We start from the raw sequence: 20,026 nt of genomic DNA on the forward strand, positions 1-20,026 counted from the left end.
ATGAAGTTCACGACCCTTGCCTGCGCCCTGCTCGCGCTTTTCTGGCTCAGTCTGCGCGTTCAGGCGCAAATTCAACCGCAACCCGAAGACTACGCATACCTGCGCCGCATACGCGTGCCGGACGCCGTCGTCAATTGCGTTGCCGCGCTCGACCAGTGGGTGCATAAGGCGCAGCGTTACGATTCGCTGCTCGTGCCCGATCGGCGCGCGCTCTCGGCGAAAATCGAGCAGCCCGCGCCCGCGAATGCCACGCCCACGCCCGTCGCGAGCGACGCACTTTCGCCTGCCCCGTCCATCGACACACTGATCCATCTGCGCGCCTTCGCCAAGGTCCGCGGCAAGTACGCCTGGGTGCCCGTGAAGGCCACCTGCGGGATCTGGCATTCGCACGTCGTCGACGTCGCGCTGTCGCCGCGCGGCACGCACGCAACGTCGCCGATCCACTGACGACACTTCGTCATCCTTATCGCTTCCCGCAACAAAAAAGCCCGCGCGCCTGACAGCGCACGGGCTTTTTCGCATCGAGCGACGCGCGGCCCATGCCGCGCGCAAACTCAGTCCGCCTTGACGCCTTCGACCTGGATCTGCAGCGTCGTCGCCGTCTTGAAGCCATACGACTGGCCCCAGTTCACGCCGTAGTCCGCGCGGTCGAATTGTGCCGATGCGTCCGCGCCGCACACTTCACGCTTGAGCATCGGGTTCTGGAAGCACTTGAACGAGTCGATCTTCAGGTTCAGCGGCTTGGTCACGCCATGCAGCGTGAACGTGCCGATCACTTCCACGGGCTTGTCGCCTTCGAAGCGGATCGACGTGCCCTTGTAGGTGGCCGTCGGGAACTTCGCGGTGTCGAGGAATTCGGCCGAGCTCACGTGCTTGTCGAGCTTCGCGTTGCCGGTATCGATCGACGATGCGTCGATCGTCACGTCCACCGTGCCCGTCTTCGCCTCGCGATCGAGCGTGACCGTGCCCGAGCTCTTCGTGAACTTGCCGCGCCACACCGAGACGCCGCCGAAGTGATCGGCTTCGAAGCTCGGATAGGTGTGCATCGGGTCGAGGTTATAGGTCGTGGCGGCTGCGAGCGCCGGCGTGGCGACGAAGGCTGCGAGCGAGGCGGCAACGGCCGCGGCGAAAATCGTGGTCTTCATGAATCGATTCCTGGTGCGGGAGAAACGGGATGAAAAAGCGGTGCCGTACGCGCGTCAGTGCGCGGCGGACACGATGTGAAACTTGATCTGCACGTCGTCGGCGACGATCGAGGTGTCCTTCCACTCGCCCGAGCCGATGCCGTAAGCGAGACGCTTGATCGGCAGTGTGCCGTCGAACACCTGGGTGGCGCCGTCCTTGCGGTACTGCACCGGCACGACGACGTCGGTCGTCTTGCCCTTGATGGTCAGCTTGCCGGTCACCGTGAACGCGCCGTTCGCGGCGGGCTTGATCTGCGTGGAGACGAAGGTCGCGTGCGGGAAATGCGAAGCGTCGAACCATTCGTCGCCGGCGACTTCCTTGTTGTATTCCGGCGCGCCGAGGTCGAAGCTCGCCACCTCGACGTCGAGCTTCGCGCTCGATGCCGCGACGTTCGCCGGATCGAAGCGCACGTCGGCGGTGAAGTGGTTGAAGCGCCCTTCGACCGGCACATTCATTTGCTTGAACACGGCGCTCACGGAGTTCTTCGCGGCTTCGGCCGCGGCGTTGGCGTTCGTGGCGAAAGTCGTGGCAAGTGCCGCGCCGGCGGCGAGCGCCGCGCCGAGCGCGACGACGGAAGCAGTATGGGCAAGACGCTGGATCATGGGCAGTCGGTCCAAGGTGGAAGGTATCGGGAAATGGAGATGGCGCATGCGCGCCGCGAAGTCAGTCGCGCGGCGTGCCGAACGGCAGCATGCGAGAGAGGATGTTCTGGCGGTCGATCAACTGGTGCTTGATGACGGCGAGCACGTGCAGCACGACCACGGTGAGCAGGGTGTAGTTCAGCGAGATATGCACGACGCGCAGCACGCCCTTGAGCGCGGTGTCGGGGCCGATCAGCACGGGCATCGGCCAGATGCCGAGGTACACGACCTGGATGCCGGCCGCCGAGCTGTAGAGATATCCCGTGACCGGAATCGCGACCATCAGCACGTAAAGCGCGGTATGGCCCAGGTGCGCGGCGAGCCGTTCCCAGCCATGCATAGAGCCAGGCAACGCGGGCGCGGTGTGCGTCACGCGCCAGAGAATGCGCACGAGCACGAGCGCGAGCACGGTCACGCCAATCCACTTGTGCCACGAGAAGTAGCGCAGCTTCGTGGGCGTGATGCCCGGAATGTCGGTCATGACCCAGCCGAGCGCAAAGCCCCAGACGATCAGCGCGGCGATCAGCCAGTGCAGCAGCATGGCAACGCCGTTATAGCGGCCGGCGGGCTTGACGGTGGGGTTCATCGGCATACGACTCCATTATTCGAGGTGTGCACTTTACCCGGCCAAACCTATTCAAACAATCGTCTAAAATGGATGGTTATCATCCATTTTTTCGATAGATCGAAAAGGACCGTACCTCGTGGACCGCACCTCGGACCGCTCCCCTAGCCTCGAGCAGCTGCGCGCGCTGATCGCCGTCGCCGAAACCGGCAGCTTCTCGGCGGCGGCGCGCCAGCTCGACCGCGCGCAGTCGGTGGTCAGCTATACGATCGCCAATCTCGAGGCGCTGCTGGGCGTCGCGCTGTTCGAGCGCGGCAAGCGCAAGCCGGAACTCACGGCCGCGGGCCGCGCGATCCTCGCCGACGCGCGCCGCCTCGATCTGCTCATGGGTCAGCTTAACGCCAAGGCGGCCGGCCTGCAGAGGGGGCTCGAGGGCGAGGTTTCGCTGGCCGTGGACGTGATGTTTCCGTCGCAGCGGCTCGTCGAGGCCCTGCAGGCGTTCGCGTTCACGTTTCCCACCGTCGCGCTGAATCTCACCATGGAAGCGCTTGGCGGCGTGCTCAAGCTCGTGCTCGACGGCGACTGCGCGGTGGGGATCAGCGGGCCGAACCACAACTGGCCGCACGTGATCGAAGCCCAGTCCATCGGCACCGTGGAACTCGTGCTCGTGGCCGCCCCCTGCCATCCGCTCGCCAAGGCGGAGCACCCCGTGCGCATTTCGGATGCGCGCGAGCATACGCAGCTGGTGCTCACCGACCGCAGCCGCCTTACCGAGGGCCAGAATTTCGGCGTGTACAGCAATCGCGCGTGGAAACTCGGCGACTTGGGCGCCAAGCACCGGCTGCTGCTCGCGGGCCTCGGCTGGGGGTCGATGCCGAAGCACCTCGTGGAAGCCGATCTCGAAGCCGGTCGGCTCGTGCGCGTCGCGCTCGCGGACCGGCGCTCGGTGAACTACAACATCTCGCTGATCCATCGCACCGACGCGGCGCGCGGCCCCGCCAGCGAGTGGCTCTGCCACTACCTCACGCAAGGCACGCCGCCGCAGGCGCCGTTGCCCGACGCGCGCTGAACGCTGAACTGGCGCGGGAGCGAAGCGCGTGCGGGTTGTACGAACGCAAGCCCGCGCACGCCTGAGTCTGCCCCTGGCGAGGTAGGGTGCGCCGCCCGCTTCAGCCCTTCTTGACCTTGGCTGGCTTGGCCGCCTTGGCCGCCTTGGCCGCCTTGGCCGGCGCAGCCGCTGGCGCTGGCGCCGCCGCCGCGGGTGGCACCACGCCCGACCAGCCCGGCAAATAACGCGCGTCGGCATCGTGCGCGTGCGATAGCGCCTCGGCGAGCGCAGCGTCGAAGTCCTTGCGCAGGCGCGTTTCGGATACCTTACGGCGCAGATAGTCGGCCCACAGGAATTCGCTGAACGGCGTCGTGTCCTTCGCGTAGCCGCCCGCCGTGCGCAACTCGCCCGCGAGGCTGCGATACGGATCGTCGACAAGGCCGAGAAGCTGCTTCGGCAACTGGTCGAATTCGCAGCGCTCGCCCGCGGCATCGAACGGATGCACCCACTGGTCGTGCTCCATCATGCGCCAGAAGATGGTGGGCTCGAGCCACGAGAGATCCTTGAGCACCGTCACCCGCACGCTCTGCACCGACTCTTCGAGCCACGCGCGGCCAAGGTGGTGATGATCGACCACGTAGTAGCGCGACTTCGGCCCCAGCACAGCGGGAAACCAGTGCGAGTCGATGGCCGCCGCGCGCCCCTTCTTGTCGAGCGTCTGCCAGTGCGCGCGCTTGGCGTTCACCTCCCGAAAGCCCACTGTGATCTGCGTGGGACGCAACTCGTCGAGCTTCACGGTGATGAGATGGAGATCGGTGTTCGGCAGGTTCATGGCGGGCCTCCTGTTTTAGTGTCGGTTCGTGTCGGGGTCGATCGCGCAACGATACAGCCGAACGGCCATGCACGCCGGTTCAATCGAACGAGCGCCGCGCGCCCCGTGCGCAGGGTCAACCCTGAGACGGGCGGGCACGCTGGATGCACGCTTTCGCCGCTTCGCCTATAAATGCGCCAAGGGACAGACGGCGCGCACCACCGCGCCCGTCATGCTCCCGCCGCTGTCAGTTGCACGTCTTCCAGGCTCAACCAACGACACAAGCGAGGGCATTTTGGATCTCGAAACCATCCGCGTATTCATCATGACCCGGGGCATCGACTTCGGGACCAAGGTCGTGGCGGCGATCGTCCTGTGGATCATCGGACGCTGGGCCATCAACCTCGTCGCCGGTGTGCTGCGCAAGGTGCTCGCGCGCAACGAGCGCGTCGATCCCACGCTCGCGCATTACCTCAGTTCGATCCTCGCCGCCGTGTTGAACCTGCTGCTGGTCCTCGCGATCCTGCAGGTGTTCGGCGTGCAGACCACCTCGTTCGCGGCGCTCCTCGCCGGTCTCGGCCTCGCCATCGGTACGGCGTGGGGCGGGCTGCTCGCGCATTTCGCGGCGGGCGTGTTCATGCAGGTGCTGCGCCCGTTCAAGGTGGGCGACTTCGTGACGGCCGGGGGCGTGACGGGCACCGTGAAGGAACTCGGCATCTTCGGCACGACCATCATCTCGCCGGACAACGTGGTCAACATCGTCGGCAACAACAAGATCTTCTCGGACACCATCTCGAACTACAGCGCGACGCCCGTGCGCCGCGTAGAGCTGACCGCGAAGATCGCCAACGGCGTCGATCCCGTCGATGCCGCCAGCCGTCTGCGCACGGCCATCGCCAAAATTCCGAACGTTTCGCAGGAGCCGCCGCCCAACGTCGAGATTCTCTCGTTCACGCCCGAAGGCCCGCTGCTGGCTGTACGTCCCTACACCAGCAACGACTCCTACTGGCAGGTGTATTTCGACACCAACCGCACGATTGTCGAGACCTTCAAGGACGCGGGCTACCCGACGCCCGAAACGCCCTCGATCATTCGTCGCGTGGGCACCTAGCGCGCCGCGTTCGACGCGAGCGCCAAAACAAAACGGCATCGCCTTCGCAGGCGATGCCGTTTTTCCTTGCGTTGCGGCCCGAAGGCGCCGGACGCTCAACCGCCGTTGGGCTTGCGCACCGCGCCGCCGCGCGAGTCCTTGCGCAGCATCTTCCACACGCCGCCGATCAGGATCGGCACGATCGCCGCGCCGATGCCGACGAGCACGATCACGTTGAGGTACTGGCGAATGAACGGAATGTTGCCGAAGAAGTAGCCGAGCAGCACGAGCAGCAACACCCAGGACAGCGCGCCCGTGACCGTGAAAAACTGAAAGCGTCGCATAGGCATTTGCGAGACGCCCGCCACGAACGGCGCGAACGTCCGCACGACAGGAATGAAGCGCGCGAGCACGATGGTCTTGCCGCCGTGGCGTTCGTAGAATTCGTGGGTTTTCTGCAGCGCGGCGCGGTCGAGGAAGCGTTCGAGCACAGGAATGTGCGTATTGAACACTTTCGGCCCGATGGCGCGCCCAATCAGAAAGTTCACCGTATTGCCGAGGACCGCAGCCACGAGCAGCAGCACGATCAGCACGCCGAGATTCATCTCATGCGTCGCGGCAAACGCACCGCCGATGAAGAGCAGCGAGTCGCCGGGCAGGAACGGCAGCACCACGAGGCCGGTTTCGCAGAACACGATCAGGAACAGCACCGCGTAGACCCAGCCGCCGTATTGCTGGATGAAGACACCGAGAAACTTGTCGATGTGCAAGACAAGATTGACGAACTGCAGAAGCGTATCCAAAAGTGTCCCTTATTGATCGTGGGCCGCGCGCCTGAAAAAGCGCATTCGCCCTGCGTTGCGCGAGAAGCCAAATTGATCGCGCCATGATACCGAAAGTGCCCGTGCGCCACGAAAATTTCCCGCCAATTTCGGTGAATTTGCGCACAAAGCGCTGCTACATGAGGGTTTCGCGGCGCTGAAGCGCGTCGGGTCGGCTAGCGCCGACTCGCTATAATTGCGCGCATGTCTTCGAACTCCGAACCCACCGGCGCCGTGCCGGATTCCGCCAGCGCCGCCGACACTGGCGCCACGACCGGCGCCGCAGTCGCGTCGCGTGCCGCGCAGCCCGCGCGCGCGATCCAGGCGTTGCCCGACCAGCTCATCAGCCAGATCGCCGCGGGTGAAGTGGTCGAGCGGCCTGCCTCCGTCGTCAAGGAACTGCTCGAAAACGCGCTCGACGCGGGCGCGAGCACGCTGCGCATCCTGCTCGACGAGGGCGGCGTCAAGCGCATCTCCATCGCCGACGACGGCTGCGGCATTCCCGAATCCGAACTCCCGCTCGCGCTCATGCGGCACGCCACGAGCAAGATCCGCTCGCTCGCCGAACTGGAGAGCGTCGCGACGCTCGGGTTCCGGGGCGAAGCGCTGGCGTCGATTGCCTCGGTCGCCGAGATGTCGATCACGAGCCGCAGCGCCGACGCGCAGCACGCCGTGAAGATCGACGGGCACACCGGCGCGATCTCGCCGGCTGCGGGCGGCCAGGGAACGACCATCGAAGTGCGCGAGCTGTACTTCAACACGCCCGCGCGCCGCAAGTTCCTGAAGAGCGAGCAGACCGAACTGGGCCATTGCCTCGAGATGATCCGCCGCAGCGCGCTCGCGCGCCCGGACGTCGCGATCTCGGTGCTGCACAACGGCCGCGCGGTGGAGCACTGGAACGCGAGCGATCCGGCCACGCGCGTCTCGAAGATCCTCGGCGAAGTGTTCGCCACGGCGCATCTGCCGCTCGACGAGCGCGCCGGGCCGCTCGCCGTCTACGGTTGTGCAGGGCTGCCGACGGCGAGCCGCAACCGCGCCGACCAGCAGTACTTCTTCGTGAACGGCCGCTTCGTGCGCGACAAACTGCTCACGCACGCGGTGCGCTCGGCGTATGAGGACGTGCTGCACGGCGAGCGCTACCCGTCGTACGTGCTGTTCCTCGACCTGCCGCCCGAAGCCGTCGACGTGAACGTGCATCCCTCGAAGATCGAAGTGCGTTTCCGCGATTCGCGCTCGATTCACCAGTTCGTGTTCCATGCCGTGCAGCGCGCGCTAGCGCGCCACGCGGGCGCCTCGCCCGAGACGACCTCGGGCGGCCATGCCGCGGCGCTCATCGAGCCGCGGGCGTTGCCGGGGGCCGGGGTGCTGGGCGCCTCGGTCGGGCTGGCTTCGGGCGCGGCCGACTCCGCGCGCGCAGGCGCAGCGCCCGGCTTCGGCGCGGACGGCAAGTTCGGCACCGCGAGCGTGGCAAGCAGCTTCGGCGGCGGCGCGGGTGGCCTGCCTTCGCGCGCGTCGGGCTTCGGTCAGCCAGGCGGCGGCGGTGCAGGCGCGAGCAGCGGCAACACCTGGCTGCGCCAGTCGCGCATGACGCAAGGCAGCCTGCCTGTCGCGCAGCCGCTCGCGCTATATGACGCGTTGTTCGGCCGCAAAGATGTCGGCGCCGGCACGGCGCAAGGTTCGACCGTGCTGCAGGCGCAAGACGGCGCAGTGGATGCATTCGCCACCGGCGCGCCGCACGCCGCCTTCGAAGCCGGCGAGGACCACCCGCTCGGTTTCGCGCTCGGCCAGGTTCACGGCATCTACGTGCTCGCGCAGAACGCGCGCGGCCTCGTGATCGTCGACATGCACGCCGCGCACGAACGCATCCTGTACGAGCAGTTCAAGCAGGCCCTCGCCGAACGCTCGCTCGCCGTGCAGCCCTTGCTGATCCCGATCTCGATGACGGCCGATCCCGTCGAAACCGGCACCGTCGAGGAAGAAAAGGCCACGCTCGAAGCGCTGGGCTTCGATCTCGCCGTCCTCTCGCCCACCTCGATTGCGATCCGCGCGGTGCCCGCGCTCCTCAAGGACGCCGATCTCCAGGCGCTCGCGCGCGCCGTGCTCGCCGACCTGCACGAGTATGGCGGCTCGCGCGTGCTCACCGAGCGCCAGCACGAGATGCTCGGCACGCTCGCCTGCCATCACGCGGTGCGCGCGAACCGGCGTCTCACGCTCGACGAAATGAACGCGCTCCTGCGCCAGATGGAAGCCACCGAGCGTGCCGACCAGTGCAACCACGGCCGGCCGACCTGGTATCAGCTCACGCTCGCCGATCTCGATCGGCTCTTCATGCGCGGTCAATGACGCAGTCCACGAAACAGGAAGGCGCAGCGCTGCCCGTCGCGTGTCTGCTCGGCCCCACGGCCTCGGGCAAGACGGCGGCCGCGCTCGCGTATGCGGCGCAGTCGGCGGCGCGCGGGCGCACGGTGGAAATCGTGAGCGTCGATTCGGCGCTCGTGTACCGCGAGATGGACGTCGGCACGGCGAAGCCGAACGCCGCGGAGCGTGCGGCCGCCGCGCATCATCTGATCGATATCGTCGATCCGCTGGATGCCTATTCCGCCGCCGACTTTCGTGCCGACGCGCTGCGCGTGACGGGCGAAATCGTTGCGCGCGGGAACGTGCCGCTGCTCGTGGGCGGGACGATGCTCTACTACAAGGCGCTCACCCAAGGCCTGAACGACCTGCCCTCGGCCGATCCGGCCGTGCGCGCGCAACTCGACGCCGAAGCCGCGCGCGATGGCTGGCCCGCCATGCATGCCCGCCTCGCGCAGGTCGATCCGGCCACGGCTGCACGCCTCGCCCCGAACGACTCGCAGCGCATCCAGCGGGCGCTCGAAATCTTCATGCTGAGCGGGCAGCCGATGTCGGTGCTGCTCGCCACGCCGTCCACGCGCGAAGATGAAGCCGCGCGCTACCGCTTCGTGCCCGTCGCGCTCGAGCCGTCCGATCGCAGCGTGCTGCACGCGCGTATCGAAGCGCGCTTCGATGCGATGCTCGCCGGCGGTCTCATCGACGAGGTGAAGGCGCTGCGCGCGCGCGGGGACCTGAACCCCAACCTGCCATCCATGCGCTGCGTGGGTTATCGCCAGGTTTGGGAATACCTCGATGGCGAAGTCGACTATGACACCATGCGCGACAAGGGCGTCTTTGCCACCCGCCAGCTCTGCAAGCGTCAGCTCACGTGGCTGCGCGCCATGCCGGAGCGCATCGTCGTGGATTGCTGCGCGCAGGATGCGACCGATCAGGCCGTCGCGGCCGTAGCGCAGATCGGCGGCTGAAGCCGCGTCCCCCTTTCCCCGCTTCGGCTCCCGGGCGCTTTGTGCGCCACAACATCCCCGTTCCGTCCGCAGGCGGCGCACGTGCGTGCGTTGCCCGCGCGCCATCGCCCGCCGCAGCGCGCCACCGAAAACCGCCCTCGCCCGCTTGACTTTCGACCGACCGGATACGATCATTCGTTCATCACTAGAGCAATTGCTCAGGCTTGAGCCGATCGGCCGCTTTGAGTAAGGAGACACCGAATGAACACCGAACGCAGCAATGCGAACGTGATCCTGCACATCGGCGCCGGGTCGTTTCACCGGGCACATCAGGCGTGGTACCTGCATCGCGTGAACCTCGCGCGCAAGCCCGACGAGGCCGCATGGTCGCTCACCGTCGGCAACATCCGCTCCGACATGAACGCCGTGATGGACGCGCTGGCCGCGCAAAACGGCGTCTACACGCTCGAAACAGTCACGCCGCAGGGCGAGCGCGCCTACGAGACGATCCGCTCGATTACGCGCGTGCTGCCGTGGTCGGCCGATCTTGCGAGCCTGATCGATGCAGGCGCCGACGCGAACTGCAGGATCATCGCGTTTACGGTGACCGAAGGCGGCTATTACCTCGACGAGCACGACCGCCTCGACACCGCGAACCCCGACCTCGCCGCCGACCTCAAGGGCGACCGCACGACGATTTACGGCGCGCTCGCCGCGATCCTCGAAGCGCGCATGGCACGTGACGGCGGCCCCGTCACGCTGCAGACCTGCGACAACCTGCGCAGCAACGGCAAGCGCTTTCACGCGGGCATGCGCGAATTCCTCGCGCTGCGTGGCGCAACGGATCTGCGCGACTGGTTCGATGCCAACACGGCGTGCCCCGACTCCATGGTCGACCGCATCACGCCGCGCCCCACGCCCGACGTGCGCGAGCGCGTAAAAGCGGCGACCGGCGTGGACGACGCCTGTCCGGTGATGGGCGAAGCGTTCATCCAGTGGGTGATCGAGGATCACTTCTGCGCGGGGCGGCCCGCCTGGGAGCGCGCTGGCGCGGAATTGGTCGAATCGGTGATGCCCTACGAGGAAGCGAAGATCCGCATCCTCAATGCCACGCACAGCTGCATTGCGTGGGCGGGCACGCTCATCGCGCTCGACTTCATCCACGAAGGCACCCACGACGCCGACATCCGTACCTTCGCGCGCGAGTACGTGAGCGAAGACGTGATTCCCTGCCTCACGCCCAGCCCGCTCGATCTCGCGAAGTATCGCGACGTCGTGCTCGAACGCTTCAGCAATCCGTACATCCAGGACACGAACCAGCGCGTGGCCGCCGACGGCTACTCGAAGCTCCCGGGCTTCATCGCGCCCACGCTCGCGCAACGCATCGCCGCGGGCGCGACGCCCGCCGCCACGGCCATGCTGCCCGCGCTCTTCCTGCGCTTTCTGGAACGCTGGCACAAGGGCACGCTGCCCTACCGCTACCAGGACGGCGTGATGGACGAAGCGGCCGTCCACCGCATGTTCGAAACCGGCGACCCCGTCTCGACGTTTCTCGGCGACAAGCTGCTGTGGGGCGGCCTCGCCGGCAACCCGACTCTGGGCGGCGCGGTGCGCGGCGCGCTCACGCGCGTGGACCAGTGGCTCGCCTCTCGCGGCTGCAGCGTTTGAAAAAAGACCGCAGCGCAATCCGCAACACCCGCGCCACGCGCGCCCTCCGGGTCGGCGCGCATGGCGTCGCGCCCGGCGCGCGGCTAAAGTAGCGCAACTCTCTTCACGACTTCAGCGCGCCTATGTATCTCGGCATCGACCTCGGCACCTCCGAAGTGAAAGTCCTGCTGCTCGCGCCCGACGGCCGCGTGATCGGCACTGCCGGCACCCCCTTCGTCGTCTCGCGCCCTCACCCGCGCTGGTCGGAGCAGAATCCCGCCGACTGGTGGGACGGCACGCGCCGCGCGCTCGCCGCGCTGCGCGAGGCGCATCCTCACGAATTCGCGCAGGTGCGCGGCATTGGCCTCTCCGGACAGATGCACGGCGCGGTGCTGCTCGACGCGCACGACAACGTATTGCGCCCCGCGATCCTCTGGAACGATATGCGCGCGGTTGACGAATGCGCCGAACTCACCGCACGTGCGCCGCAGCTGCATCGCATTGCGGGCAATCTCGCCATGCCGGGCTTCACCGCGCCCAAGCTGCTGTGGGTCGCGCGCCACGAGCCGCAGATCTTTCGCGAGACGGCCTGTGTGCTGCTGCCGAAGGACTATCTGCGCCTGCAGCTCACCGGCGGCAAGGTCTCCGATCCTTCGGATGCCGCGGGCACGCTCTGGCTCGACGTGGCCAAACGCGACTGGTCCGATGCGCTGCTCGACGCCTGCAACATGACGCGCGCGCAAATGCCCGCGCTCGCCGAAGGCAGCGCGCCCTCCGGCACGCTGCTGCCTGCGCTCGCACGCGAGTTCGGTCTGCGCGAGGACGTGGTCGTGGCAGCGGGCGGCGGCGACAACGCGACGAGCGCCATCGGCATCGGCGCCACGCAGCCTGGCGACGGCTTCGTCTCGCTCGGCACCTCTGGCGTGCTTTGCGTGGTGGGCGACCGCTTCCGGCCAAATCCCGCTTCTGCCGTGCACGCGTTCTGCCACGCGATTCCGGACCGCTGGCACCAGATGAGCGTCGTGCTTTCGGCGGCAAGCTGCCTGCGCTGGGTCTGCAAGCTCACGGGCACGAACGAGCCCACACTGCTCGCCGAAGTGGAGCAGCTCAACGCGCCAACCCTCGCCGAAGCCCCGCTCTTCCTGCCGTATCTCTCGGGCGAGCGCACGCCGCACAACGACCCGTATGCGCAGGGCGTGTTCTTCGGCATGACGCACGCGACCGACCGCGCACTGCTCGGCTACGCCGTGCTCGAAGGCGTGACGCTCGCGCTCACCGACGGCCTCGACGCGCTCGCGGCCGCGGGCACCGAAGTGGGCGCGCTGTCGATGCTGGGCGGCGGCGCGCGCAGCGGCTACTGGGCGCAACTGGTTGCAGACGCATTCGACACGCCCACGCGCCAGCACGGCGGCGGCGAGACGGGCGCGGCGCTCGGAGCGGCCCGCCTTGGCTGGCTCGCGGCAGGCGGCAACGCGCGTGAAGTGCTGACCAAGCCGCCCGTGGTGGCCGAGTACGCGCCGAATGCGGCGCGCCACGCGGCGCTGCGCGAGCGGCTCACTGCCTACCGCGCGCTGTACCGCCACGTGCGCCCGCTCTTCGAGCCCTCGCGCGAACGCCTCGCGTAACGCGTGCAGTACACTTCGGCCCCGCATCCCCCCGACCCCCATCGTGCCCAAGTCCACCGAAAAACTCGATCTCGCGACCCGCGCCGCCTGGCTCTACTACGTGGCCGGCAACACCCAGAACGAAATCGCCGAGAAGCTGCAGGTGTCGCGCCCGGTCGCGCAGCGCCTCGTCGCGTTCGCGGTCGAGAAGAACCTCATTCGCGTGCGCGTCGATCATCGTCTCGCCGACTGCCTCGCGCTCGCCGACGCGCTTTCGAAGCGCTACGGCCTTTCGGTTTGCGAAGTGGTGCCCGTGGACAACGACACGCCCGAGGAAATCGACCGCAAGCTCGCCGTGGCAGGGGCGCAGGTGATGGAGCGCTATCTGGGCGAAGAGCGGCCGATGGTGGTGGCCGTGAGCAGCGGTCGAACGCTCAAGGCCGCCGTCGATCAGATCGCGCAGCTGGAGCGGCCGCAGCATCGGCTGGTTTCGATGGTGGGCGCGATCGCCCAGGACGGTTCGTCGAACCGCTACGACGTCGCGCTGCATATCTCCGAGAAAACGGGCGGCAAGCACTTTCTGCTGCCCGCGCCGCTCATCGCGGATAACGAGGCCGAGCGCGCGCAATGGTGCAATCACCGGCTCTATCGCATCGTCGAGTCGCTGTCGGGCGAGGCCGATGTCGCGTTCGTCGGCATCGGCAACATCGGCGAGCATTGCCCGCTGCATGAGGACGGCTTCATCACCTCCGACGAAGTGCGCGAACTGATGGGCCAGGGCGCCGTGGCCGAAATGCTCGGCCTGCCGATCGACGCCGCCGGCAAGCGCGTCGATTCGCCCACGGGCCGCCGCGTGACGAGCGTGTACCTCGATTCGCCGCCGCGCCGCCCGACCATCGGCTTCGCCGGCGGCGCGCGCAAGCGCGAAGCGGTGATCGCGGCGCTCAACGGCGGCTGGCTCTCCGGCCTCGTCACCGACGAGCTGTGCGCGCGCGCCGCGATTGAACGCTAAGCCCCAAAAAAGCGCCCGCACGAAGCGGGCTAACAAAGGCAACCTCAGGTACCTCGCCACACAAGACACCGTCTCACCCTCCTCCGAGGCGGTGCGTCCGGCAAGCCGGTGAATTCACGCAGCCAGTTGCTGCGCGAAGCGACGCTCGAACGCGTGGCCGTTCGCGTCGAAGAGATGGCAATGGTCGGGCGTCGAGCCCACCTTGAACGCCTCGCCGCGATCGTGACGCTCCAGCGGCGGAATGCGCGCGATCAGGCCATCGGGCGCGACCGGGCATTCGGCGTACAGATAGGCGGCGTCGCCGAGCGACTCGACCGTCATCGCCTTCGCGCTCACGCCCTCCGCGCCCGTCATGATGTGCAGATGCTCGGGGCGGATGCCCACCGTCACCTTGTCGCCCTCGCGCGCCTTGCCCGGCTCGACGCCCACCTTCTGCGTATCGCCCGTTTCGTAGCGCACGACGATGCCGTCGCTGCCGATCTGCTGCACCGTGCCGTCGAGGAAATTCATCTTCGGCGAGCCGATGAAGCCCGCCACGAAGCGGTTCGCCGGCGCGTGGTACAGACGGTTCGGACTGCCGACCTGTTCGACATTGCCTGCCGAGAGCACGACGATCTTGTCGGCGAGCGTCATCGCTTCGACCTGATCGTGCGTCACGTAGATCATCGTCGTCTTGAGTTCGTCGTGCAGGCGCGCGAATTCGAGGCGCATTTTCACGCGCAGCGCGGCGTCGAGGTTCGAGAGCGGTTCGTCGAACAGGAACACCTTCGGCTTGCGCGTGATCGCGCGCCCGATCGCCACGCGCTGGCGCTGGCCGCCCGAGAGCTGCTTGGGCTTGCGGTCGAGCAGATGGTCGATGTGGAGGATCTTCGCGGCGTTCTTCACGGCCGCGTCGATTTCGGGCTTCTTCGCGCCCGCGAGCTTCAGGCCGAACGCCATGTTGTCGTACAGCGTCATGTGCGGATACAGCGCGTACGACTGGAACACCATCGCAATGCCGCGCTTGGCCGGCGGCACGTCGTTCATGCGCGTGCCGTCGATCATCAGGTCGCCGCCGCTGATGTCCTCCAGCCCCGCGATCATGCGCATGAGCGTGGTCTTGCCGCAGCCGCTCGGGCCCACGAACACGACGAATTCGCCGTCACCGATGTCGAGGTTCACGTCGCGCAGCACTTCGTTGTCGTCGTAGCGCTTCAGTACGTCTCTGAGGATCACGCTTGCCATGATGTGTCTCCGTTTCTGCTTGAGTCTGCCTAAGCCTGCCTAAGCCGGTTCAGTTCGAACGCGTTTGCGCCTTGTTCATCCAGTACGCCACCCGCGCGGGCAGCGTCGTCATATCGTCGAAGATTTCGCTTGCACCCGCTTCGCGCAACTCGTGCGCGTGCGCGTCGCCGCCCACGTGCGTGCCGCCCACGAAGCCGAGCACCGTCATGCCGGCCGCGCGTGCCGCGCTCACGCCCGTCACGCTGTCCTCGACCACGAGGCACGCGGCGGGCGCGACATCCATGCCCTGCGCCGCCGCGAGATAGACGTCGGGCGCGGGCTTCGGCCGGGCGACGATATCGGCGCAGTACATGCGCGCGCCAAAGAAGCGATCGAGCCCGTTGCGCGCCAGCACCTCGCGCACCACCGCCGTGTAGCTGTTGCTCGCACAGGCCTTGGTGAGCGCCACGGCTTCCAGTGCCGCCACGACGCCCGGAAATAGCGGCGCTTCGCGCGCTTCGGCTTCGGCCACGGTGCGGATCGCATCGACGTCGGCGGCGGTGAGGCTGCGCCCGAGCGCTTCGCCCGCGCCGCCCAGCACGCGCTCGATGCGCTGGCCGAGCAGCGGCATGACGACGGGCGCCGCGTCCACGCCGGGCCAGCGCGCTTCGAGTTCGCGCACCAGCACGCGGGCCGCTACGGCTTCGCTGTCGATCAGCACGCCGTCGCAATCGCAGATCAGGGCTTGACTGGACATCGCATTGGCCATTACTTGACCGCCCCGAACGTAAGGCCGCGCACCAGTTGCTTCTGCGACAGCCAGCCGACGATCAGCACCGGCGCGACCGCGAGCAGCGACGCCGCGGAGAGCTTCGCCCAGAACAGCCCCTCAGGGCTCGAGTACGACGCGATGAACACCGTCAGCGGCGCGGCGTTCGAGCTCGAGAGGTTGATGCTCCAGAACGCTTCGTTCCACGAAAGAATGATCAACAGCAGCGCGGTAGATGCGAGCCCCGGCACCGCCATCGGCATGAGCAGATAGACGATTTCCTGCCAGGTGGCCGCGCCGTCCATGCGTCCGGCTTCGAGAATGTCTTTGGGAATCTCGTTGAAGTACGTGTACGCCATCCACACTGCGATCGGCAGATTGATCAGCGTGTAGACGATCACCAGCCCGCTCACGGTGTCGAGGAGCCCCGAGTTCTTCCACAGCAGGTAAATCGGCACGAGCACGCCCACCGAAGGCATCATCTTGGTGGAGAGCATCCACAGCAGAATTCCCTGCGTGCGCTTGTTCGGGAAGAACGCCATCGCGTAGGCCGCGGGCACGGCAAGAATCAGGCAGACGATCGTCACGCCGGCCGAAATCATCACCGAATTCCACGCGAACGCGAAGTAGTTGCTGCGCGCGAACACCTCTCTGAAGCTGTCGAGCGTGGGCAGGAAGAAGATCGTCGGGATATAGGCTTGCTGCTCGGTCTTGAACGCCGTGATCGTCATCCAGAAGATCGGGAAGAACAGCGCGATCGCGATCAGCCAGGCAAGCAGCCCCGGCAGCACGCGCCCGATGAACTGCATCGGCGACGAATGCTTGACCGCGTCGGGCGATTGCGCGGGCGTAGCGGTAATCTGGCTCATTTTTCGTACTCCCCTTTGAGGTTGCGCGCGAGCATGCGCACGAGGAAGAACGACACGATGTTCGCCAGCACGACGGCGAGAATGCCGCCAGCCGAAGCGATGCCCACGTCGAACTGCTGCAGGCCCATCGAGTAGATCAGGTAAGTGAGGTTGGTGGTCGCGTTGCCGGGACCGCCGCCCGTGGTCGTGTAGATCTCGGCGAAGATCGACAGCAGGAAGATGGTTTCCATCATCACGACAACGGCAATCGCGCGCCGCAGGTGCGGCAGCGTGATGTAGAAGAACAAGGCGATCGGGCCCGCGCCGTCGATCTTCGCGGCTTCCTTCTGCTCCTGGTCGAGCGACTGGATCGCCGTGAAGAGAATGAGGAACGCGAACGGCAGCCACTGCCACGCCACGATCATGATGACCGCGGTGAGCGGATAGACGGCGAACCAGTCGATCGGCGTCATGCCTATCGAGCGCATCGCGATGGCCACGAGGCCGTACACCGGATGCAGGATCATGTTCTTCCAGATCAGCGCGCTCACCGTGGGCATCACGAAGAACGGCGCGATCGCGAACAGGCGCGCGACGCCCTGACCGATGAACTTGCGGTCGAACAGCACCGCCATCAGCACGCCGCCGACCACGGTGATCACGAGCACCGCCACGATCAGCTCGATGGTGTGCACGATCGACGGCACGAACGAGGGATCGGTAGCGAGGAACCTGTAGTTGTCGAAGCCCGCGAATCCCTTGAGATCGGGGTTCAGCAGGTTGTATCGCGTGAACGAATACCAGATCGTCATCGCGAGCGGGATCGTCATCCACAGCAGCAGCACCGCCACGGACGGCGTCACGAGCCAGCGTGAGGCCGAGCGGCGCGATTCGACCTGCTGCGGTTTCTGTGGCGTGCGCGCTCGATTGAATATAGGCATGGGGAGATGGAGATGACGCATGAGGACCACCCTTCTCGGTTGCGCGCCTCTATGGAACACGGCGCGGCATCGGCTGTCGCGAGTGCGCGCGCCGCGCCAGGTCGCCCGGCGCGCGCACTCGCGCGACTACGCTGGCTGCCTGAACGGCGCAGCCCGACTTCCCGCAGTTACTTCTGATACCCGGCTTGCGCCACGGCACGGTTGGCAGCGGCGTTACCGGCGGTCAGCGCCTGATCGACGCTCATCTGCCCTGCCACGGCGCCCGCAATGCTCTGGCCCACGACCGTACCGAACGACTGGAACTCAGGAATCCCGACGAACTGGATACCCGTGTACGGCACCGGTTTCGCAGTCGGATGCGTCGGATCGGCGGTCTGGATCGCCTTCAGCACGAACTCGGAGAACGGCGCGGCCTTCTTGTACTCGGGATTCTGATAGGTCGAAATGCGCGTACCCGAGGGCACCGAAGCCCAGCCCTCGTCCTGCGCGACCATCTGGACGTACTCTTTCGAGGTGGCCCATTCGATGAACTTCTTCGCGGCGTCCTGCGACTTCGACGACTTCGGCACCGCGAGCGCCCACGACCACAGCCAGTGCGCGCCGTTGGGCGTGGCTTCAGTCGGCGCGGCCGCGAAGCCGATCTTGTCGGCCACCTGCGACTGCTGCTTGTTGTAGAGGATGCCGGCTGCCACCGTCGCGTCGATCCACATCGCGCACTTGCCCGACGACATCAGCGTGAGGTTTTCGTTGAAGCCGTTCGAGCTGGCTCCCGGCGGGCCGTCCTTCTTCAGCATGTCGACGTAGAAGTTCACCGCCTTCTTCCACTCTGGCGAAGTGAGCTGCGCCTGCCACTTTTCGTCGAACCAGCGGCCGCCGAAGGTGTTCGCGACCGTCGTCACATACGCCATGTTCTCGCCCCAGCCGGCCTTGCCGCGCAGGCAGATGCCGTAGGTGCCGGCGGACTTGTCGGTGAGCTTGTCGGCGAAGTCCTTGATCTGGTCATAGGTCGGCTGCTCGGGCATCTTGAGGCCCTTCTTGTCGAACAGGTCCTTGCGGTAATACGTCATCGAGCTTTCGACGTAGAACGGCAGCGCGTAAAGCGTGCCGTTGTACGAGAGGCCATCGCGCGCGGTCTTCACCACGTCGTCGAGGTCGTAGCTCGCGGGCAGGTTCGTCATCGGCACGATCCAGCCGCGCTTGCCCCATTGCGGCGCCTCGTAGGTGCCGATCATCATCACGTCGAACTGGCCGCTGTTGGTCGTGATGTCGGTGGTGGCACGCTGGCGCAGCACGTTTTCTTCGAGAATCACCCAGTTCAGCTTGATGCCCGGATTGGCCTTTTCGAAAGCCGGCGAGAGCTTCTTCAGCTCGATCATGTCCGGGTTGTTCAACATCGCGATCGTGACGGTCTGCGCGTGCGCGGCGCTCGCCGCCGCGACGAGTGCACCCACACTCACCGCTCGACTTATGCACTTCGCGGCGGTCTTCATTGCTGGCTTCATGACGTTGTCTCCTTGTTCGTTGCGTTATGTCTTGCTGCAGCCGGGCTGCTGTCGTGATGCGTTGGGCAAGGGTTGCGGGAAATTCAGCTCATCCAGTTTCCGCCGTCGACGTTGAGGGTCTGCGCGGTGATGTAATCGGCGTCGGCGGAAGCGAGAAAGAGCGCGGCGCCCGTGAGGTCCTCGGGCAGGCCCATGCGCCCGAGCGGCACGGCCTCGCCCACGAGGCGCTTCTTCTCGCCGGGCGGACGATGCTCGTAGCGTGCGAAGAGCGCGTCGACCTGCTCCCACATGGGCGTGTCGACCACGCCCGGCGCGATGCCGTTCACGTTGATGCGATGGGGCGCGAGCGCCAGCGCCGCCGACTGCGTGTAGCTCAGCACGGCGGCCTTGGTTGCGCAGTAGTGGGAGACGAGCGCTTCGCCGCGGCGGCCCGCCTGCGACGACATGTTGATGATCTTGCCGCCCTGGCCCTGCTCGACCATGCGGCGCGCCACGGCCTGCATGAGGAAGAACATGCCCTTCACGTTCACCGCGAAGAGGCGGTCGTACACGTCCCAGGATTCGTCGAGGAGCGGGCGCATGTCGAAGAGCGCCGCGTTGTTGAAGAGGATGTCGATGCGGCCGAAGCGTTCGAGCGCGCCCTCCACGATGCGATCGATGTCCTCACGGCGGGTGACGTCGGCGGAGATCGCGAGCACGCGCTCGGGGTACGCGGCGGCCAGCGTTGGCGCGACGGACCCGGCGGGCTTCACGTCCACTAGCACGCAGCGCGCGCCTTCGTCCAGATAACGCTGCGCGACCGCCTCGCCAATCCCGCTCGCCGCGCCAGTCAGCACGGCTACCTTGTCCTGCAAACGTCCGGCCGCCGGGGTCGCGGTGTGTGCCACAGGTGTCTCCAATTTCGTTCGTGCGGGGCGCGCCCGGCAGACGCTCCAGAGGAGCAGCTGAGCGATCGCCCGACATGTGAGCATTTGCTCTGTCGTTGATCGAATGATCGGATACGAGTTGGAGACTGTCAAGGCGAACAAACGCGATTGGCC

At 66.5% G+C, this 20,026-nt stretch carries 18 protein-coding genes and 1 pseudogene; 8 read left to right on the plus strand and 11 right to left on the minus strand.

Features of this window, described 5'->3' with window-relative positions; genetic code table 11:
* On the plus strand, positions 1–447 hold the full coding sequence (locus BFD71_RS08600; RefSeq protein ID WP_069262813.1) for a BspC domain-containing protein: 447 nt from the start codon (positions 1–3) through the stop codon (positions 445–447).
* Between the two features lie 107 nt (positions 448–554).
* Here the strand turns inward: BFD71_RS08600 and BFD71_RS08605 are convergent, their stop codons facing one another.
* From BFD71_RS08605 to BFD71_RS08615, 3 genes are all read right to left on the minus strand, one after another.
* A complete protein-coding gene (locus BFD71_RS08605; RefSeq protein ID WP_069262814.1) occupies positions 555–1,145 on the minus strand; it encodes a YceI family protein in 591 nt (196 codons plus the stop codon).
* Between the two features lie 54 nt (positions 1,146–1,199).
* Positions 1,200–1,787: a YceI family protein gene (locus BFD71_RS08610; RefSeq protein WP_069262815.1), complete on the minus strand. Its 588-nt coding sequence runs from the start codon at positions 1,785–1,787 to the stop codon at positions 1,200–1,202.
* Between the two features lie 61 nt (positions 1,788–1,848).
* Complete coding sequence (locus BFD71_RS08615) at positions 1,849–2,412, minus strand: cytochrome b (RefSeq protein ID WP_069262959.1); 564 nt, start codon at positions 2,410–2,412, stop codon at positions 1,849–1,851.
* 118 nt (positions 2,413–2,530) lie between these two features.
* Between BFD71_RS08615 and BFD71_RS08620 the strand changes: the two genes are divergently transcribed.
* Entirely contained in the window at positions 2,531–3,460 is a 930-nt protein-coding gene (locus tag BFD71_RS08620; protein WP_069262816.1) for a LysR family transcriptional regulator, read from the plus strand.
* Positions 3,461–3,656: 196 nt separating this feature from the next.
* Here the strand turns inward: BFD71_RS08620 and BFD71_RS08625 are convergent.
* Positions 3,657–4,271: pseudogene (locus tag BFD71_RS08625) on the minus strand (ParB-like protein); the annotation flags it as partial.
* 274 nt (positions 4,272–4,545) lie between these two features.
* Here BFD71_RS08625 and BFD71_RS08630 point away from each other — a divergent pair.
* Complete coding sequence (locus tag BFD71_RS08630; protein ID WP_069262818.1) at positions 4,546–5,361, plus strand: mechanosensitive ion channel family protein; 816 nt, start codon at positions 4,546–4,548, stop codon at positions 5,359–5,361.
* 95 nt (positions 5,362–5,456) lie between these two features.
* On the opposite strand, the gene BFD71_RS08635 is transcribed toward BFD71_RS08630, so the two are convergent.
* Positions 5,457–6,143 (minus strand): DedA family protein, encoded by a 687-nt coding sequence (locus BFD71_RS08635; protein WP_069262819.1) that lies wholly within the window; start codon positions 6,141–6,143, stop codon positions 5,457–5,459.
* A gap of 222 nt (positions 6,144–6,365) precedes the next feature.
* Between BFD71_RS08635 and mutL the strand changes: the two genes are divergently transcribed.
* The 5 genes from mutL (at position 6,366) to BFD71_RS08660 (ending at position 13,723) form a co-directional block, all read left to right on the plus strand.
* Positions 6,366–8,504: a DNA mismatch repair endonuclease MutL gene (mutL, locus tag BFD71_RS08640; RefSeq protein WP_083245128.1), complete on the plus strand. Its 2,139-nt coding sequence runs from the start codon at positions 6,366–6,368 to the stop codon at positions 8,502–8,504.
* The gene (gene miaA / locus BFD71_RS08645; protein WP_069262820.1) at positions 8,501–9,481 is read left to right on the plus strand and encodes a tRNA (adenosine(37)-N6)-dimethylallyltransferase MiaA; all 981 of its coding nucleotides are present in this window, start codon (positions 8,501–8,503) and stop codon (positions 9,479–9,481) included. The genes mutL and miaA overlap by 4 nt, the downstream gene beginning before the upstream one ends.
* Before the next feature lie 240 nt (positions 9,482–9,721).
* Entirely contained in the window at positions 9,722–11,128 is a 1,407-nt protein-coding gene (dalD, locus tag BFD71_RS08650; RefSeq protein ID WP_069262821.1) for a D-arabinitol 4-dehydrogenase, read from the plus strand.
* A gap of 122 nt (positions 11,129–11,250) precedes the next feature.
* Complete coding sequence (gene xylB / locus BFD71_RS08655; RefSeq protein WP_069262822.1) at positions 11,251–12,732, plus strand: xylulokinase; 1,482 nt, start codon at positions 11,251–11,253, stop codon at positions 12,730–12,732.
* A 43-nt stretch (positions 12,733–12,775) separates the two neighbouring features.
* Positions 12,776–13,723 (plus strand): sugar-binding transcriptional regulator, encoded by a 948-nt coding sequence (locus tag BFD71_RS08660; RefSeq protein WP_069262823.1) that lies wholly within the window; start codon positions 12,776–12,778, stop codon positions 13,721–13,723.
* Positions 13,724–13,837: 114 nt separating this feature from the next.
* Here BFD71_RS08660 and BFD71_RS08665 read toward each other — a convergent pair whose 3' ends face one another.
* The 6 genes from BFD71_RS08665 to BFD71_RS08690 all read right to left on the minus strand — a co-directional run bounded on the left by BFD71_RS08665 (position 13,838) and on the right by BFD71_RS08690 (position 19,840).
* Complete coding sequence (locus BFD71_RS08665) at positions 13,838–14,947, minus strand: ABC transporter ATP-binding protein (RefSeq protein WP_069262824.1); 1,110 nt, start codon at positions 14,945–14,947, stop codon at positions 13,838–13,840.
* 49 nt (positions 14,948–14,996) lie between these two features.
* Entirely contained in the window at positions 14,997–15,683 is a 687-nt protein-coding gene (locus BFD71_RS08670) for an HAD family hydrolase (RefSeq protein WP_256094551.1), read from the minus strand.
* Between the two features lie 11 nt (positions 15,684–15,694).
* Entirely contained in the window at positions 15,695–16,504 is an 810-nt protein-coding gene (locus tag BFD71_RS08675) for a carbohydrate ABC transporter permease (RefSeq protein ID WP_370684262.1), read from the minus strand.
* Positions 16,505–16,560: 56 nt separating this feature from the next.
* Positions 16,561–17,484: a carbohydrate ABC transporter permease gene (locus tag BFD71_RS08680; RefSeq protein ID WP_110384303.1), complete on the minus strand. Its 924-nt coding sequence runs from the start codon at positions 17,482–17,484 to the stop codon at positions 16,561–16,563.
* A gap of 167 nt (positions 17,485–17,651) precedes the next feature.
* Positions 17,652–18,986: an ABC transporter substrate-binding protein gene (locus BFD71_RS08685; RefSeq protein ID WP_069262828.1), complete on the minus strand. Its 1,335-nt coding sequence runs from the start codon at positions 18,984–18,986 to the stop codon at positions 17,652–17,654.
* Positions 18,987–19,069: 83 nt separating this feature from the next.
* On the minus strand, positions 19,070–19,840 hold the full coding sequence (locus tag BFD71_RS08690) for an L-iditol 2-dehydrogenase (RefSeq protein WP_370684263.1): 771 nt from the start codon (positions 19,838–19,840) through the stop codon (positions 19,070–19,072).
* Positions 19,841–20,026: the final 186 nt, after the last annotated feature.

The organism is Paraburkholderia nodosa (genome assembly GCF_001718195.1).
GTDB lineage: Bacteria > Pseudomonadota > Gammaproteobacteria > Burkholderiales > Burkholderiaceae > Paraburkholderia > Paraburkholderia nodosa_A.